The 16726-nt window shown below is 40.9% G+C and carries 17 protein-coding genes; 12 read left to right on the forward strand and 5 right to left on the reverse strand.

The genetic code is table 11. The features are described 5' to 3' along the window. Nucleotides 1-2378, forward strand: a 2378-nt coding sequence (gene clpB / locus WBM49_RS07180; RefSeq protein WP_424371377.1) for an ATP-dependent chaperone ClpB, incomplete at its 5' end; no start/stop codon positions are given. A 119-nt stretch (nt 2379-2497) separates the two neighbouring features. Further along, nucleotides 2498-3094 (forward strand): TetR family transcriptional regulator C-terminal domain-containing protein, encoded by a 597-nt coding sequence (locus tag WBM49_RS07185; RefSeq protein ID WP_424371378.1) that lies wholly within the window; start codon nt 2498-2500, stop codon nt 3092-3094. Nucleotides 3095-3096: 2 nt separating this feature from the next. Here WBM49_RS07185 and WBM49_RS07190 read toward each other — a convergent pair whose 3' ends face one another. Further along, on the reverse strand, nt 3097-4683 hold the full coding sequence (locus tag WBM49_RS07190; protein ID WP_424371379.1) for a PorP/SprF family type IX secretion system membrane protein: 1587 nt from the start codon (nt 4681-4683) through the stop codon (nt 3097-3099). Nucleotides 4684-4760: 77 nt separating this feature from the next. Between WBM49_RS07190 and WBM49_RS07195 the strand changes: the two genes are divergently transcribed. Further along, nucleotides 4761-5306, forward strand: a complete 546-nt coding sequence (locus WBM49_RS07195) for a SixA phosphatase family protein (protein WP_424371380.1) — start codon at nt 4761-4763, stop codon at nt 5304-5306. Here the strand turns inward: WBM49_RS07195 and WBM49_RS07200 are convergent. Further along, a complete protein-coding gene (locus tag WBM49_RS07200; protein ID WP_424371381.1) occupies nt 5284-6030 on the reverse strand; it encodes a DUF6503 family protein in 747 nt (248 codons plus the stop codon). The two genes, WBM49_RS07195 and WBM49_RS07200, sit on opposite strands and share 23 nt — an antisense overlap. A 98-nt stretch (nt 6031-6128) precedes the next feature. On the opposite strand from WBM49_RS07200, the gene smpB reads away from it, so the two are divergent. After that, a complete protein-coding gene (gene smpB, locus WBM49_RS07205; RefSeq protein ID WP_424371382.1) occupies nt 6129-6590 on the forward strand; it encodes an SsrA-binding protein SmpB in 462 nt (153 codons plus the stop codon). A gap of 51 nt (nt 6591-6641) precedes the next feature. Here the strand turns inward: smpB and WBM49_RS07210 are convergent, their stop codons facing one another. Beyond that, complete coding sequence (locus WBM49_RS07210) at nt 6642-7283, reverse strand: protein-L-isoaspartate(D-aspartate) O-methyltransferase (protein WP_424371383.1); 642 nt, start codon at nt 7281-7283, stop codon at nt 6642-6644. Nucleotides 7284-7396: 113 nt separating this feature from the next. Between WBM49_RS07210 and WBM49_RS07215 the strand changes: the two genes are divergently transcribed. Genes WBM49_RS07215 through WBM49_RS07250 form a run of 8 tightly spaced genes read left to right on the forward strand, consistent with a single transcriptional unit; the run spans nt 7397 to nt 14607 of the window. After that, nucleotides 7397-8356: a Gfo/Idh/MocA family protein gene (locus WBM49_RS07215; RefSeq protein ID WP_424371384.1), complete on the forward strand. Its 960-nt coding sequence runs from the start codon at nt 7397-7399 to the stop codon at nt 8354-8356. Nucleotides 8357-8381: 25 nt separating this feature from the next. Further along, nucleotides 8382-9278: a 3-hydroxyacyl-CoA dehydrogenase family protein gene (locus tag WBM49_RS07220; protein WP_424371385.1), complete on the forward strand. Its 897-nt coding sequence runs from the start codon at nt 8382-8384 to the stop codon at nt 9276-9278. Next, nucleotides 9278-10513 carry a DUF1015 domain-containing protein gene (locus WBM49_RS07225; protein WP_424371386.1) on the forward strand — a complete coding sequence of 412 codons (1236 nt, stop codon included), beginning with the start codon at nt 9278-9280 and terminating at the stop codon, nt 10511-10513. The genes WBM49_RS07220 and WBM49_RS07225 overlap by 1 nt, the downstream gene beginning before the upstream one ends. Nucleotides 10514-10521: 8 nt before the next feature. Then, complete coding sequence (locus WBM49_RS07230) at nt 10522-11181, forward strand: YggS family pyridoxal phosphate-dependent enzyme (RefSeq protein WP_424371387.1); 660 nt, start codon at nt 10522-10524, stop codon at nt 11179-11181. Between the two features lie 39 nt (nt 11182-11220). Then, entirely contained in the window at nt 11221-12342 is a 1122-nt protein-coding gene (locus tag WBM49_RS07235; RefSeq protein WP_424371388.1) for an exonuclease domain-containing protein, read from the forward strand. A gap of 5 nt (nt 12343-12347) precedes the next feature. Continuing rightward, the gene (locus WBM49_RS07240) at nt 12348-13193 is read left to right on the forward strand and encodes an ion transporter (protein WP_424371389.1); all 846 of its coding nucleotides are present in this window, start codon (nt 12348-12350) and stop codon (nt 13191-13193) included. Further along, a complete protein-coding gene (miaA, locus tag WBM49_RS07245) occupies nt 13193-14110 on the forward strand; it encodes a tRNA (adenosine(37)-N6)-dimethylallyltransferase MiaA (RefSeq protein WP_424371390.1) in 918 nt (305 codons plus the stop codon). The genes WBM49_RS07240 and miaA overlap by 1 nt, the downstream gene beginning before the upstream one ends. Next, on the forward strand, nt 14107-14607 hold the full coding sequence (locus WBM49_RS07250) for a gluconokinase (RefSeq protein WP_424371391.1): 501 nt from the start codon (nt 14107-14109) through the stop codon (nt 14605-14607). The genes miaA and WBM49_RS07250 overlap by 4 nt, the downstream gene beginning before the upstream one ends. Before the next feature lie 48 nt (nt 14608-14655). On the opposite strand, the gene WBM49_RS07255 is transcribed toward WBM49_RS07250, so the two are convergent. Beyond that, entirely contained in the window at nt 14656-15366 is a 711-nt protein-coding gene (locus WBM49_RS07255) for a response regulator transcription factor (protein ID WP_424371392.1), read from the reverse strand. Between the two features lie 5 nt (nt 15367-15371). Beyond that, nucleotides 15372-16726: sensor histidine kinase (locus WBM49_RS07260; RefSeq protein WP_424371393.1), on the reverse strand; the 1355-nt coding region annotated here is incomplete at its 5' end.

Raw genomic sequence — 16726 nt, forward strand, 5'->3', positions numbered from 1 at the left:
GTGGAGGAGAACTACAATTCTCAAAAGAGGCCGGCAAAACCCTAAATGAGGCCAGTATCATCGCTAAAAAAATGAAGGATGAATATGTTTCTCTAGAACACATTCTACTGGCTATTTTTAAATCAAAAAGTAAAATTGGCCAGATCCTGAAAGATCAGGGCGTATCTGAAAAAGATCTTTTGGCCGCAATTATAGAGTTGAGAAAAGGGGCTAAAGTTACTTCTCAGAGCGCAGAAGAAACATACAACTCTTTAAATAAGTACGCACGAAACCTCAACGAACTGGCCGATAGTGGAAAGTTAGATCCGGTCATAGGAAGAGACGAAGAAATAAGAAGGGTGTTGCAGATACTCTCCAGGCGAACCAAGAACAACCCCATGTTGGTGGGAGAACCCGGCACAGGTAAAACAGCTATTGCCGAAGGGTTGGCACATAGGATCATTCAGGGCGACGTACCTGAAAACCTGAAAGATAAGGTGATCTATTCCCTGGATATGGGAGCGTTGATCGCTGGTGCCAAATACAAGGGCGAGTTCGAAGAGCGACTCAAGTCGGTCATCAAAGAGGTAACCTCCAGTGAAGGAGACATCGTTTTATTCATAGATGAGATCCATACCCTGGTGGGTGCAGGCGGCGGGCAAGGTGCCATGGATGCAGCCAATATATTAAAACCTGCCCTCGCAAGAGGTGATCTTAGAGCCATTGGCGCAACCACTCTGGATGAATATCAAAAATATTTTGAGAAAGACAAGGCCCTGGAACGTCGTTTCCAAAAGGTGATCGTGAACGAACCCGATACAGAAAGTGCCATTTCCATCCTGAGGGGTATCAAAGACAAATATGAGGCACATCATAAGGTGAGAATTAAGGATGAGGCCGTAATTGCTGCTGTTGAATTATCTCAGCGTTATATAACAAACAGATTCCTTCCGGATAAGGCCATTGACCTAATGGATGAAGCCGCTGCAAAATTAAGGATGGAGATCAATAGCAAACCAGAGGATCTGGATGTATTGGACAGGAAAATAATGCAGTTGGAAATTGAGATCGAAGCCATAAAACGCGAAGAAGACCACGCTAAACTCAAGGCACTCAATATAGACCTTGCGAATGTAAAAGAAGATCGCAATGAGATCTATGCAAAATGGGAAAGTGAGAAGTCGGTCATAGATGCCATTCAAAAAACAAAGCAGGACATTGAAAATTTTAAACTGGAGGCGGAACGCGCCGAGAGAAATGGCGATTATGGCCTGGTGGCAGAGTTGCGTTATGGCAAGATAAAAGAAGCACAGGAAAGACTGGAGAAACTTCAAAAAGATCTGACAGAAGCCCAAAAAGGTGGCACCTTGATCAAAGAAGAGGTCACCAATGAAGACATTGCCGAAGTGGTTGCAAAATGGACCGGTATTCCGGTTACCAAAATGCTTCAAAGCGAACGTGAAAAGTTGTTACAACTGGAAAACGTACTCCATAAAAGAGTGGTTGGGCAGGAAGAAGCAATTGAGGCTGTTTCAGATGCTATACGAAGAAGCAGAGCTGGTTTGCAGGACGCGAAGCGTCCTATCGGTTCCTTCTTATTCCTGGGAACTACGGGAGTAGGTAAGACCGAATTGGCCAAGACCCTGGCCGACTACCTATTTGACGACGAAAATGCGCTGACCCGAATAGATATGAGCGAATACCAGGAGAGACACTCCGTGAGCAGGCTCGTTGGAGCTCCTCCCGGCTATGTAGGCTATGACGAAGGCGGACAACTGACCGAAGCCGTTAGAAGGCGCCCATACTCTGTAATACTGCTCGATGAAATTGAAAAAGCTCACCCGGATACTTTTAATGTTTTGTTACAGGTTTTGGATGAAGGTAGACTAACCGATAACAAAGGCAGGCTTGCCGATTTTAAGAATACGATCATCATCATGACCAGTAATATGGGAAGCCAGCTCATTCAAGAGACTTTTGAGAATGTGAAGGACCTTCACAGTGCCACGGAGGCAGCAAAAATAGAAGTGATGGGTCTATTGCGTCAGAACATAAGACCAGAATTTTTGAACCGTATAGACGACATCATCATGTTTACGCCTTTAAACAAGAAAAACATTGTGGAGATCGTCAGACTTCAGATTGAACTATTGAAAAAACTTGTGGACAAACAACATATTACTATTGATGCCACAGAGGAAGCCATTCAATATCTGGCCGAAAAAGGATATAATCCACAATATGGAGCCAGACCAATTAAGCGAACCATACAGAAGGAGGTATTGAACAATCTTTCCAAAGAACTTTTAAGTGGTTCAATTAGTGCCGATAGCATTATCCTGATAGATTCTTTCGACGAAGGATTAGTTTTTAGAAATCAATCTGAACTGGTAAAATAATCTCTTTTAGGCACCAAGATAAAGGGCATCCGGACATAACTGTCTTCGGATGCCTTTTTTAATAAAATAGTTACTCTGCAGGAATTAGATTTTTTATATTCGTAAAAAATTGATCCTTCATGACCACCAAAGCCGAACGTACGTCCGCTTATATTATTGAAAAAGTGGCCCCTATTTTCAATAAACAAGGCTACATTGGCACTAGCATGAGCGACCTGACAGACGCAACCGGACTTACCAAAGGTGCTTTATATGGCAATTTTGAAAATAAGGAATCACTGGCATTGGAAGCTTTTGAATACCACAGCAAAATATTATTGGCCGCCATAGATAAATGCCTTAGCGGCTCAGGCAATGCCTTAGATGCTATTATCAGACTTACGGACTTTTATAGGCACTATGATGAATTTACAGCCCCTATGGGAGGCTGCCCTATCCTTAATGTAGGAGTAGACGCTCTATACAATAACAAGCCACTGGAAGGTGCCGCAAGAGAAGTTTTGCGCACCATTGAGGGTAAAATAGCCCTGGTATTAGAAAATGGTGTCAATAAGGGCGAATTAAAATTACCGGTACCACCCCTGCAATTCGCAAAACAATTATTTACCATGATTCAAGGGGCCATTGCCATGGCTACTATTTCCGGAGATAGAAAATACCTGATCAATACCATAGCATACCTGGATGTATTGGTAAATAAAGAAATAAAGAAGTAGGTCTATTCTGATTTTACCCGGAATATCCAGATGCTCTCTGTGTATTTCCCGAAGAACTTGCTATCCCGTGCTTTTCTAGCTTCCTGCATGGTATCATATCGTTCCAGATAAACGTAATTGTGTTTCTTTTCAGTTCGGTAAAACGACTTAGGATTTAGGCCTTTCTCTGCTAAACTTTTCATAAAACTATTGTAATAACGCTGCGTGCCAAAGACGTTTACAATTAAATAATACCCAGGCCGAATATCCTCAGTAAGCACGGCTTCTTCAAAACGTTCCCCTTTTTTGGGTTGCTCAGCAGCGGGGACCTCTTTTAAAGCAATCTCCCTTTCTTTTGCGACAGCTTCTAAAGAATCTTTTTTTCTTGTCAATTCCTTTATTCGCATCTCTTCTGCAGCCTCTTCAGCTTTTTTCTTTGCCAGAGCTATGGCTGCCTGCTTTCTTTTTTCCTGCTCAAGAGAATCGAGTTTTTCCTGTTCCCGGGCCAGGACCAGCGCTTTCTGCTCTTTCCGACTCAGTTTCTTCTCTTTCGTAATCGCAGTTTCTTCCTTCGCCTCAACCACTTTTTTTACAGGTAATTCTAGCTCCTCCGCTACTTCCTCAACAGCAGGTGCTGGGGCTTCGACTGTTTCTTCTGTTTCTTCTGTTTCGAATCCTACAATCTTATTACGTGTGTCAGGAACCGAAAACCTATAGGATGTTATGATTTCAAAAGTAGGTTCTTTACCGTTTAGGTCCGTGGAGGTTCCTACCTCTATCAAGGCGCCTATTGAAAACTTATTGAAGAATGTACCTCCCACACCTCCGGAAACTCCATAAAAATTGTGGTATCCGGCCTGTACCCATAGTTTTTTTGTAGCAAAAAGGGCATTCATTCCGTATTGTGTGTCTAAATTTGGTAAGGATTTTGCATAGGCCATGGGTCTCAGATAGGCCCCTTCCAATATGCCTGCACCTGCTATAGGAAACTCATAACTTAGGTGTCCTATTAAAATCTTCTTATTCGATCCATTGTTCTTCTGTCCATTAGTAACGTTGTAATCCAGCAAATTTTCACCTACAAATCCAAGGCGCAAATTTCTGTATCCAAGCTGTATGCCGGGAGCAGCTTGTACAACAAATGTAGGGCCTGTATTTGTTAAAGATGGCAGCGGACCTTGTTGAAACCTGTTGTCTGCAAGTTCCTGCTGAAATCCGGATATATTTATTCCCAAAGCAATATATAGGTCCTGGTTTATATCTAGTTTATAGGCATAATTAAGAACTCCCCCTGTTTGTAAAAAAACGCCTGTATTTTGCTGTAAAAACCCTACTCCAAAAGCTCCATTACCCCTTAATTTATGGCTGTAATTAACATAAACGGTAGTGGGGTCGGCGTCTATTTGCTGCCATTGCCAACGGGTCCACAATGATAGGGATTGAGGATTATTCCTGTCTAAGGCAAAGGTGGGGTTAAAAAGACTACTATTGAATTGGGTAAGATTGTATTGTCTGAGATCTGGCGGCAAGGGTACCGCCTGTGCAATCACAAATCTGCTTATCAGAAGTGCGCATAAAATTATAAGTAATTTTGGGGCAGAAGCATGCATTAAAGCAAATTTGGTGCTATTTTTACGAGAGTAAAGTTACACAATAGAACGAAACCCACTAGTAAAATATAACTAATATGAAACCTAAAAGCCTGATTATTCTATTTGCCTTGTCCACTTTGTTTTATAACTGCAAAGAAGATTCTAAGCTTGAAGGTGCCGATATAGGTCCGGTTGTTTCCACTTTTTATTTTATAAGACATGCAGAAAAAGACCGAAATGATCCTGAAAACAAAGATCCGGAATTAAATCAAAAAGGCCTTGGAAGGGCTATGCATTGGGCAGAGATCCTTAGTGATGCCAGTATCAATGCCATTTATACCACAGATTACGCCCGTACCACAATGACCGCTGCTCCTACAGAAGTGAAAAATGACCTGATACGCCAGTATTACGATCCTTCCATGATAGACATAGCGGCCTTCAAGGCAGAAAACCTTGGAAAAAACGTCTTGGTCGTTGGACATAGTAATACCACACCCGATTTTGTGAATAAAATGATTGGGAAAGAAAAATATTCACCTATGGATGATACAGACAATGGGAGCCTGTTCATTGTCCAGCAAATTGGGGATATGACCACCGATATTAGGCTTACCTTTAATTGTAATTGCCCGGACTAACTTCGATATTTTCCAGTTCTATTTTCGAAAGTAATTCTAGTTTCCCTTTTTCAAAAAGATCATCCAGTTCAGTCACTTTGGTGAGCCCTTTGGGTTTGTAGTTATTATAATCCACAAAGCGTATTCCATTTACATATCGTTCGTTATATGCCTCCCGGAAACGCATGCCACCGCCATTTGTATGGAATTCATAAGCTAAATACCCAGGGGTAAAACTTTCTTTATCTATCCAGTAAAGATAAACGTCCTCATAATCATTGCCCCCTCCCTGTTCGTCAAAACTTACTTTTATCTTATAAAACAACTTCCCTTTGATCTGAGTCTCACCCAGCAATTCTTTCCGAACAGCGGCATCATTTAATCCATAGGGAAGCAGGGCAAAATAATGAACAGAATTGACAGAATTTCCATAGACCGTTGCCATACTGTCTGAGACAGGCAGGGGTTTTTCGTCCAGAAATCGCTCAAAGGCATTTCCCCTCTTAATGTCCGTTACTCTGCCAGAGTCTGAATACTGAATTCTTTTTAAAGCTCTTTTGCCATTTTGTTGTTCCAGTACATAATCGATCTCTCTAAATCGAAATTTTATATTACTGGTCTTATAAAGCTCCCCTCCTGCCACTTCAATAGACCTATCGATTATTTTCTGGGCCTCCTCCGTATGTGGATCCTGCTTACAGGACCAAAAGAAAACTACCACCAGTACAACGAATATATTTTTCATCAATTACAGAAATATGGTGTTCTGTTTACAAAGAAACAGGGATTATTCCATAAAACGAAGACGAGAGCTCGGAGATTTGTTCTTATTTTTGTGCCACCATGCAGAACAAGGTCAACATAAAAAATAAAAAAGCCAGTTTCCAGTACGAATTGCTCGATACTTATATTGCCGGTATTGTTTTGGGTGGTACAGAGATTAAATCCATTAGACTTGGGAAAGCTTCGATCACAGAGAGTTTCTGCGAATTCAATGACGATGGAGAGTTGTTCGTGATAAATATGCAGATAGACGAATACTCGCATGCCTCACATTTTAATCATCAACCAAAAGCCGCACGTAAACTTCTTTTACAAAAAAAAGAATTAAAAAAATTACACAAAGAAGTAACTACCAGCGGACTTACCATTATCCCTCTAGCAGTGTTTATGAATGAAAGGGGCCTGGCTAAAATGAAAATAGCACTGGCCAAAGGGAAGAAATTATACGACAAACGCGAAACCATCAAGAACAGAGAAAGTAAAGTGCGGTTAGACCGTATTAAAAAAAGCTTTAATAAGTAATACAGATATGACTTGCTTTATAGGAAGTCTTTCGGGCCATTCATCAGCTAGTTAATTTTTATTTTCCAAAAGAGGCACAAATCGAAAAGTCCCAAACTCTTCCTGGGAAAATTCTGTATCAGATTTTCTAGTAATCCGAAGCATTTCCTGATCTCCTTCCCCAACAGGAATTACCAACTTCCCTCCTATCTTTAATTGACCCAGTAGTTTTTTTGGTACTTCAGGCGCCCCGGCGGTTACCAGTATACTATCGAAAGGTGCTTCTTCCGGCAAGCCTTTGTACCCATCTCCAAAAATGAATTTCTTTGGCCTGTAACCCAACTTTTTAAAAAACAAATTTGTCTTCTTAAAAAGTTCCCGCTGTCTTTCAATGGTATATACTTTCACCTTGAGGTGTAATAAAACCGCAGTTTGATACCCGCTTCCTGTGCCTATTTCCAACACTTTTTGCCCTGCTTTCAGGTCTAATAATTCTGTTTGAAATGCCACTGTATAAGGTTGTGATATGGTTTGATCTGCCGCAATGGGAAAAGGCTTGTCCTGGTACGCATGGTCCTCAAAACTGCTATCCATAAACAGATGTCTTGGAATGGTGCGTATGGCCTCCAGGACCTTTTTGTCCTTAATGCCCTTTGACACTAGCAATTCTGCCAGCTGATTGCGCATTCCCCTGTGTTTAAAGGTATCTTTCAAAAATTCGAATTTCTTGGGTTTGGTATACTACGGGTAAAGTTACCACATTTTGAATTTCTCAGCTTGGTTTGTTTTAGGATTAATCTGCGTATTTTTGACAAAATTTAAGATCTATGCTCAAAGTTGGAGTGCTGGGTGCGGGCCATCTTGGAAAAATTCATTTACGTCTCTTACAAGAGTCCTCAAAATACGAGTTGGTAGGTTTTTATGATCCCGATGCAATTCATGGGAAAAAAGTAGAAGCCGAATTTGGATACCGATACTATGATAATATAAATACCCTGATAGACGCAGTGGAGGTGGTAGACATTGTAACCCCTACCCTTTCTCATTTCGATTGCGCCAAAAAGGCCATAGAAAAGGGCAAACATATCTTCCTGGAAAAACCAATCACAAAAACGCTTGAAGAAGCAGAAACACTGCTTGTTTTGGAAAAGAAATACGGGATAAAAGGGCAGGTAGGACATGTAGAGCGTTTTAATCCGGCTTTTACTGCCATTAAAGACTCTATTCACAACCCAATGTTCATTGAAACGCACAGACTGGCGGAGTTTAATCCACGGGGTACCGATGTTCCTGTTGTGCTAGATCTTATGATCCATGATATTGATGCGATCCTGAGCGTGGTACCTTCAGAAGTGAAAGAGATCCACGCCAGCGGTGTATCTGTGATCAGCGAATCGCCCGATATCGCAAACGCCAGAATCGCTTTCGAGAATGGCTGTGTTGCCAATCTTACCGCAAGCCGCATCTCTTTGAAAAACATGAGAAAATCCAGATTTTTTCAACAAGACGCCTATATTTCGGTCGATTTTCTGGAGAAAAAAGTAGAAGTAGTTAAAATGAAGGATGCTCCTTCTTCACCAGGCGAATTCGACATGATATTGCAAAACGCAGAAGGGATCAAAAAGCAAATCTATTTTGAGAATCCAACCATAGAGAACAACAATGCCATCCTCGATGAATTGGAAACCTTTGCCGATGCCATAATAATGGATACAACCCCAAAAGTAACGCTATCCGACGGTACCAAAGCGCTGCGAGTGGCGTTGCAGATCATTGATTCATTTTAAAATAAGATTAGACAAACTCCTTTTTATGAAAAAAAATGTAACTGTAATTGGCGCAGGGACCATGGGCAATGGGATTGCACATGTCTTTGCACAAAACAACTTTAGGGTAGTCTTAGTAGATGTTTCAGAGCAAGCCTTAAAGAAAGGTATGGACACCATTGCCATGAATTTGGACAGAATGGTGAAGAAAGAAAGTATTAGTGCTGAGCAGTCTACTTCTACCTTGCAAAATATCAGCACCCAAACAAGCTTACAAGAGGGCGTGGCAAAAGCCGATCTGGTGGTGGAAGCTGCTACTGAAAATCTACAACTAAAATTGCAGATTTTTAAAGATCTTGATGTTCACTGCCCTTCCAATACTATTCTGGCCACAAATACTTCTTCAATATCCATAACGCATATAGCCTCCGTTACTAAACGTCCGGAAATGGTTATTGGGATGCACTTTATGAATCCCGTCCCCATCATGAAGTTGGTAGAGATCATTCGGGGCTATTCAACATCCGATCAAATTACAGAACAGATCATGGCCTTGTCAGCAGCATTGGGCAAAACTCCTACCGAGGTAAATGACTATCCGGGCTTTGTGGCCAACAGAATTCTAATGCCGATGATCAATGAGGCCATTGAGACCTTGTACCATGGTGTTGCAGGAGTAATCGAAATTGATACTGTGATGAAATTAGGAATGGCCCATCCCATGGGACCTTTGCAATTGGCAGATTTTATTGGCCTGGATGTGTGCCTATCTATTCTGAATGTACTCTATGACGGTTTTAAGAATCCTAAATACGCTCCATGTCCGTTACTTGTGAATATGGTAAGAGCCGGAAAATTAGGAATAAAATCGGGAGAAGGATTCTACGATTACTCCGAAAGCAGAAAAGCAGAAAAGGTATCTCTCCAATTTAAAAATGCATAATGGCCATTGTAAAACCCTTTAAAGCCATCAGACCAGCTGCCGATAAAGTGGCCCATGTAGCTTCTCGTTCCTATGAGGACTATTCCCCTGAAGAGCTTAAGGCCAATTTAAAGTTTAATCCTTTCTCATTTCTTCATATCATTAATCCGGGGTTTAAATTCCATAAGAAAGTATCCGGGGATGAACGATTTAAATTGGTGCACAACAGATACATGGAATTTTTGGAGGAAAAGGTACTTGTAAAAGATCTGGAAGCCTGTTTTTATCTTTATGAGATAAACAAAAATGACACCCCCTGCTGCGGAATATTCTGCGCTACCAGCGTACAGGATTACCGGAACAACATCATTAAAAAACACGAAAATACTATAGAAAGCAGGGAACAACTCTTTGCCCATTATCTGGAAACTGTTAAATTTAATGCGGAACCAGTGTTAATGACCTACCCGGACCACCCGGTAATAGCGAACATCATTGAGCATACCAAACAAAAAGAACCTGTTTATCATTTTACTACGCCCGATAGAACTTCTCATCGTCTATGGAAAATTTCGGAAGAAAAGACCATAAATGAAATTACAAAAGCCTTCGCAAATATAGATAGCCTCTACATAGCGGATGGCCACCATCGCAGCGCCTCATCGGACGTTCTGGCACAATGGTATGAGCAGAGTAATGACAAACACCAAGGCCAGGAGGCATACAATTATTTTATGAGCTATCTTATTCCGGAAAGCGAAATAAGAATCTATGAATTCAACAGGCTGGTAAAAGATCTGAACGGACATTCCAAGGAATCCTTTTTGGTGATGTTAGACGAACTTTATCGCATTAAAAAGACAGACTTTGAGCTCTATAAGCCAACCAAAAAACATCATTTCAGCATGTACTTGGATGGTGACTTCTATTCGCTTTATTTACGAAAAAACGTACTCCCCCTGGAAGATCCTTTGAGCAAGTTAGACACTCATATTCTTTATAAGACCATATTAGAGCCCATTCTGGGTATCAAAGACCTTCGGAATGATAAAAGAATACAATATGGATACGGAAAGCACAATGTACTCCGTATGAAAACCGAAATAGACAAAGGGAGTTTTAAGGTAGGCTTTAATCTGGTCCCTATTACCATGGATGAAATTAAAGCTATCGCAGATGCCCAACTGATAATGCCTCCAAAAAGCACCTTTATTGAACCAAAGCTCAAAAGTGGGATCGCTATTTACGAATTATAATTCATCCTATGTCCATTGCAGATAATATCAAAAGAATTAAAGCGCAGATCCCGGATAACGTATCCCTGGTAGCGGTCTCTAAAACAAAATCGAATGAGGAGATCATGGAGGCCTACCATACCGGGCAACGGGTATTTGGCGAAAATAAGGTTCAGGAAATGACCCAGAAGTGGTCCGATCTTCCTAAAGACATTGAATGGCACATGATTGGTCATGTACAAAGAAATAAGGTAAAGTATATGGCCCCTTATGTAGCCCTGATCCATGGGGTAGACAGTTTAAAATTACTCAGGGAGATTAATAAACAGGCGCAAAAGGAAAATCGGCAGATAGCGTGCCTGTTACAAATGCATATAGCCGAGGAAGACACCAAGTTTGGTTTCGACGAGAAAGAGTTAAAGGCCTTACTAGATAGCTCAGAATTACAGGATTTGGAGCATGTACGTATCGCAGGTTTAATGGGTATGGCCACATTTACGGACAATACTGCACAGATACAAAAAGAGTTTCGGTTGCTAAAGTCCATGTATGAGACAACAAAAAAAGTACTTCCTGGTGTATCGCAACTTTCCATGGGGATGAGCGGGGATTACAACATTGCCATCGAAGAAGGTAGTACTATGATACGCATTGGAAGTAGTATCTTTGGAGCAAGAAACACAACCTAATAAATCCGGGTTAAAGAAATACCCAAGCAAGAGTACCTTATGTACGCAATTCTAGATATAGAAACCACCGGAGGCAAGTATAATGAAGAGGGCATCACAGAAATTGCCATCCATAAGTTTGACGGGCAGCAGGTATTGGACCAATTTATCACCCTGATCAATCCGGAGCGAGAAATACAACCCTTTGTGGTAAACCTCACGGGTATCAATAGTAAAATGCTACAGACCGCTCCAAAATTTCATGAAGTTGCCAAACGCATTGTTGAAATAACAGAAAACACCGTGTTGGTTGCTCATAATGCCCAATTTGATTACAGGATACTCCGAACGGAATTTAGGCGACTTGGGTATAATTTCGAACGAAAAACGTTATGCACCGTAGACCTTGCCAAAAAATTAATCCCTGAAGCCGAATCTCACAGCCTGGGTAAATTGGTAAGATCCCTGGGAATCCCGGTAAGTGATCGCCACCGTGCCAATGGAGATGCACTGGCAACCTTGAAGCTATTTAAAATCTTGCTGACAAAAGACCTGGATAAGAGCATAATAACGGAGGTTACAAGAGCTGAGACGCACGGGGAATTATCACACAGACAATTAAAGATCGTAGATCTAATGCCCTCAGAGACCGGTGTTTATTATATGCACAACAAAGATGGCAAGGTGATCTATATTGGCAAAAGCACGAACATAAAAAAACGTGTAAATGAGCATTTTACATCAAATGCAAAGTTAGCACGAAGTCTACAGAAAGAGACCCGTAAGATCACCTTTGAGCAAACGGGTAATGAACTCATGGCTTTTTTAAAAATAAGGGAGGAACTAAAAAGAAACACAACAAAATATCCAACACAAAAAAAAGATACCTGCCTGTTATTGAATAGTTACGGAAAGGAAAAGGGAGCGATGGATGATATCTGTTTAACAGGTAAAGACCTCATGGTAGTGGATAAAGGCAGAACCATAGGGGAACGAAGTGCGATCCTTATCAGGAATGGGGAATTAAAGGGAATGGGCTTTTATGATCTTAATTATCAAATCAATAATATTCATATCTTAGAAACCATTATGACCCCCGTGGAGGGAAATGCGGAGATTTTACAGGAGGTAGAAGCGTATTTAAATCATAAGAAGGTCATTAAGATAGTAGAACTCAATTAGCAAAGTTGACAAACTCAAAGCCACAAAAAGACTGGAAGTACAAGCTTCATGAGGTCATCTACGGAACTCATACCCCGGCTGGTAAGATGTTCGATATTGTCTTGTTAGTGGTTATTGTCTATAGTGTAGTCATCGTCATGCTGGAGAGCATTCCACGCTTTGATTTGAAATACCACAACTTCCTTGATATTTCTGAATGGATCGTTACCATACTGTTCACTATTGAATACGTCTTGCGAATCATTTGCATTAAAAGGCCAAAACAATACATTTTTAGTTTTTTTGGGATCATCGACTTTCTTTCGACCATTCCTAAATATTTGTCCTTCTTTGTTGGTGGATCTCAGTATATGTCGGCCTTTAGAGCCCTACGCCTGTTACGAGTCTTCAGAATCCTAAAACTGGTTCGTTTTATCGGAGAATCTAACAATTTAGTAAGGGCCATGAAGGCCAGTAGAACCAAGATATTTGTCTTTGTCTTTTTTGTCTTAATTGTATCAGTACTTTTGGGAACCATCATGTATTTGGTAGAAGGGCCGGAACACGGATTTAACAGTATCCCTCACAGTGTATACTGGACCATAGTTACCCTTACAACCGTGGGCTATGGAGATATTTCTCCTCAAACGGGCCTGGGCCAATTTATTGCAACTATTATCATGATCGTTGGTTATGGTATTATTGCGGTACCTACCGGGATAGTAAGTGCAGAATATGTTACCGAAACAAGAAAGCTTAAAAAGAACAAAAAGCGCAAAAATGAAAAGAACTGTGCAGAATGCGGCTCTGTGATAGTCCAGGTAGATGCGCTGTATTGCCGTGTATGTGGTTTTAGGCTAAAAGATGAATAATGGCACTGAAAACCCTTTTAGTGGTGGCAGGTGCAACCGGAATTGGAAAAACAGCCCTTGCCATTAAGTTGGCCTTACATTACGAGACTGAGATCCTTTCCGCAGATAGCAGACAATTCTTTGCTGAAATGAACATAGGTACCGCCGTTCCTGCTCCTGAGGAACTTCAGATGGTTCCACATCATTTTATTCAACACAAAAATATTCAGGAACCATATTCGGTGGGTGATTTTGAGCGCGATGCGTTGGCATTACTAGAACAACTGTTTAAAGTTCACGACCTGGTTATCATGGTTGGCGGCAGTGGCCTTTACATAGATGCCGTTCTTTATGGGATGGATTCCTTCCCTAAAATTGATCCTTCTGTACGCGAAGCACTCAATAAGGATTTGGAGCTTCAAGGTCTTGGTTCCTTACAAGAAGAATTGACAAACGCAGACCCGGACTATGCCCAAAAAGTAGATATTCAAAATCCACAACGAGTTTTACGCGCTTTAGAAGTTTGGCGAGCTAGCGGGAAGCCCTATTCTTCCTATTTGGGCAGGAAAAAAAATGCCAGGTCTTTTAACGCGGTCATTGTTGGTATTGATGCGGAAAGGGCAGTGATCTATAAAAGAATAAATGAGCGAGTAGACAAGATGATGGAAGCCGGCCTATTAACTGAAGTAGAAAGCCTAAAAGAGTACAAGGACCTTAATGCACTTCAGACGGTAGGGTATAAAGAACTTTTTAAACATGTGGAAGGACATTGCACCCTGGAGCAAGCCGTAGAAGAAATAAAGAAAAACAGCAGGCGTTTTGCAAAAAGACAGGGCACCTGGTTTCGTAAGAACAAGTCGATCGTTTGGGTGCCTCATAACATGCCCTTTAATTTGATCCTGGAAAGGATAGCACAAGAAATGAATAAAAACCGTTGATTAATCCACAAAAAAATATCTTTGTGATCATGGGTGTCTCAGGATGCGGGAAGTCTACCATTGGCCGTATGCTGGCAGATACCTTATCTCTTCCTTTTTTTGACGGGGATGACTATCATCCGGAAAAGAACATCCAAAAAATGTCTGAGGGAGAACCCTTGAATGATGAGGACCGGTACTCCTGGTTAAAGGCACTCAATACGCTGGCGCTTGCACATCGAAACAAGGGTGGGGTCATCGCCTGTTCGGCCTTAAAAGAGTCATACAGAGATATTTTGGAGAAGGGCGTGGCTCCTAAACCTGTTTGGGTCTATCTGGAAGGGAGCTATGAGTATATTTTAAGGCGCCTAACTCAACGAAGGGAGCATTTTATGCCTTCCACATTACTGAGGTCGCAATTCGATATCCTGGAACCTCCTAAGAATGCGATAAGGGTATCTGTTGAACTAGAGCCATCTCAGATCATCAAGGATATCTTAAAGAATATACCCAAATAAAAAAAGGCAGCCCATCGGAATGCCTTTTTTAAACTCTTATAAAACTCTCTATTGCGGAGTTTTGACTACCAGTCTAAAGCCCTCACCATGTATATTTAGGATCTCAACTACATCGTCTTTCTTCAGATATTTCCTCAACTTGGCAATATAAACGTCCATACTACGGGAGGTAAAATAATTATCATCTCTCCATATTTTGGTAAGTGCCAGTTCTCTGGGCATCAAATCGTTTTCATGCAAGGCCAGAAGGCGCAGAAGTTCGTTCTCCTTGGGGGAGAGTTTGATGGGTTCTTCCTCCTTGTATTTTAAAAACCTAAGCTTTGAGTTTAAATGAAAATTACCAATTTTAAATTCAAATTGCTTACTGTCTGCCAAGGTACTAGATGCTTTTCTTTGAAGTATAGCTCTAAGCTTCATCAGTAGCACCTCCGAATCAAATGGTTTATTCAAATAATCATCTGCTCCTGCCTTGTATCCTTTTAACACATCTTCTTTCATGGTCTTGGCGGTGAGAAAAACGATAGGTACGTTTTCGTTCTTTTCGCGTATCTCTTTGGCAAGGGTAAATCCATCTTTATAAGGCATCATAACATCCAGGATACAGATGTCAAAATTGTCCTTTTTAAATTTTTCAAATCCTTCCATCCCATTTTTTGCCAGGGTGACGTCAAAATCGTTCATGGATAGATAATCCTTTAGAACAATCCCAAAATTTGGATCATCCTCAACCAATAATATTTTCTTATTTACTGTTTCCATATCGTTTATATTAAAGGCACTTTAATATAGAAAGTGCTGCCCTTACCTTTTTCACTTTCTGCATAAACCTCACCTTGATGGTCTTCTACTATTTTTTTAACGTAGGCCAATCCTAATCCATGGCCTTTTACATTATGTATGTCTCCTGTATGCTCTCTGTAAAACTTTTCAAATACTTTCTTCAACACAGCCTTACTCATCCCCGCTCCATGGTCCTCTATCTTAATGATGAGATAGTTCTTGGCGACCTCCGTATAGACATCGATCTTAGGAGCCTCCGGGGAATATTTAATGGCATTGTCTAACACATTAACCAAAACATTGCTAAAATGCATTTCATTGGCCAGAATCTCCGATCGTTCCGCATCCAAATGCGTATGAATGTAACCTCCGCGATCTAACACTATCAAATCTACATGAGAGATAGCTGTCTGAATCAGGACATGGGCATCTGCCCTATCCTTGGTAATATCTAGCTGGTTCCTTTCCAGCTTTGAGATCCTAAGAACGTTCTCTACCTGAGCGTGCATTCGTTTATTCTCATCCCGTATCATTTGAAGATACCTTCTAACCTTTTCCTCATCCCCAATGATCTTGGGGTTGCGAATGGCTTCTACTGCCAGGTTTATGGTCGCAATAGGTGTCTTAAACTCATGGGTCATATTATTGATGAAATCTGATTTTATCTCAGAGATCTGTTTCTGACGTATTAGTTGATAAATAGCACTGGCATACGCAATTACGATTACCAACGTAAAGAGCAACGACAAAAAGGCCATTCCCAGGACAGATTGCAGGAGAAACTTTTTCTTCTTGGGAAAAGAAAGCAGTAACGCAAAATTACTACTGCCTTCACTATTTTTAAATATGGGAGCTTTGTAAACGGTAGACTCTCCAAACTTAAACCGTCTTGATTTAACCTTTGTAGGCAATCCCCTGCTGTAAATTCCATATTCGAAATCGGTATCGATCGCCATATTGCTCATTTCCTGTGTAAGCAATAGTTCTATTTCCTGTTTTGTAACTCGTTTATGAATAGGTACTTTTTCCGCAAATTCCCTGTACACATCATCGAAAGCAGCTCTGTCAACACTTTTAAGACCGCCTATCTTTTCTAATCTTTGAACAGGATCTAACCTATACGTACTCCCATCCAAACCATTTTCTTCTTTAAAAATAGTTTTAGTTCGCTTACTGGTGATGCTTTTTATGGTTGTGCTATCTCCTGAGAGACTGTCAAAGAACGTGGATGCTATATTGTAATCTTCCTCAAGTATTCCGTGAGAATAGAAAAGGATCTCATTAGAATTAATATCGCGATCTATAAAAAAGATATTGCTGAGGTGCGAGCTTTTAAACT

Source organism: Muriicola sp. (genome assembly GCF_049669965.1).
In the GTDB taxonomy this organism is placed as follows: Bacteria; Bacteroidota; Bacteroidia; order Flavobacteriales; family Flavobacteriaceae; genus Muriicola.

Bases quoted from the DNA above. Each gene is read 5' to 3' on its own strand.
- WBM49_RS07230 (WP_424371387.1), top strand. From the start codon at position 10,522: ATGTCCATTGCAGATAATATCAAAAGAATTAAAGCGCAGATCCCGGAT.
- WBM49_RS07235 (WP_424371388.1), top strand. From the start codon at position 11,221: ATGTACGCAATTCTAGATATAGAAACCACCGGAGGCAAGTATAATGAA.
- WBM49_RS07220 (WP_424371385.1), top strand. From the start codon at position 8,382: ATGAAAAAAAATGTAACTGTAATTGGCGCAGGGACCATGGGCAATGGG.
- WBM49_RS07200 (WP_424371381.1), bottom strand. From the start codon at position 6,030: ATGAAAAATATATTCGTTGTACTGGTGGTAGTTTTCTTTTGGTCCTGT.
- smpB (WP_424371382.1), top strand. From the start codon at position 6,129: ATGCAGAACAAGGTCAACATAAAAAATAAAAAAGCCAGTTTCCAGTAC.
- WBM49_RS07215 (WP_424371384.1), top strand. From the start codon at position 7,397: ATGCTCAAAGTTGGAGTGCTGGGTGCGGGCCATCTTGGAAAAATTCAT.
- miaA (WP_424371390.1), top strand. From the start codon at position 13,193: ATGGCACTGAAAACCCTTTTAGTGGTGGCAGGTGCAACCGGAATTGGA.
- WBM49_RS07195 (WP_424371380.1), top strand. From the start codon at position 4,761: ATGAAACCTAAAAGCCTGATTATTCTATTTGCCTTGTCCACTTTGTTT.
- WBM49_RS07190 (WP_424371379.1), bottom strand. From the start codon at position 4,683: ATGCATGCTTCTGCCCCAAAATTACTTATAATTTTATGCGCACTTCTG.
- WBM49_RS07185 (WP_424371378.1), top strand. From the start codon at position 2,498: ATGACCACCAAAGCCGAACGTACGTCCGCTTATATTATTGAAAAAGTG.
- WBM49_RS07225 (WP_424371386.1), top strand. From the start codon at position 9,278: ATGGCCATTGTAAAACCCTTTAAAGCCATCAGACCAGCTGCCGATAAA.
- WBM49_RS07255 (WP_424371392.1), bottom strand. From the start codon at position 15,366: ATGGAAACAGTAAATAAGAAAATATTATTGGTTGAGGATGATCCAAAT.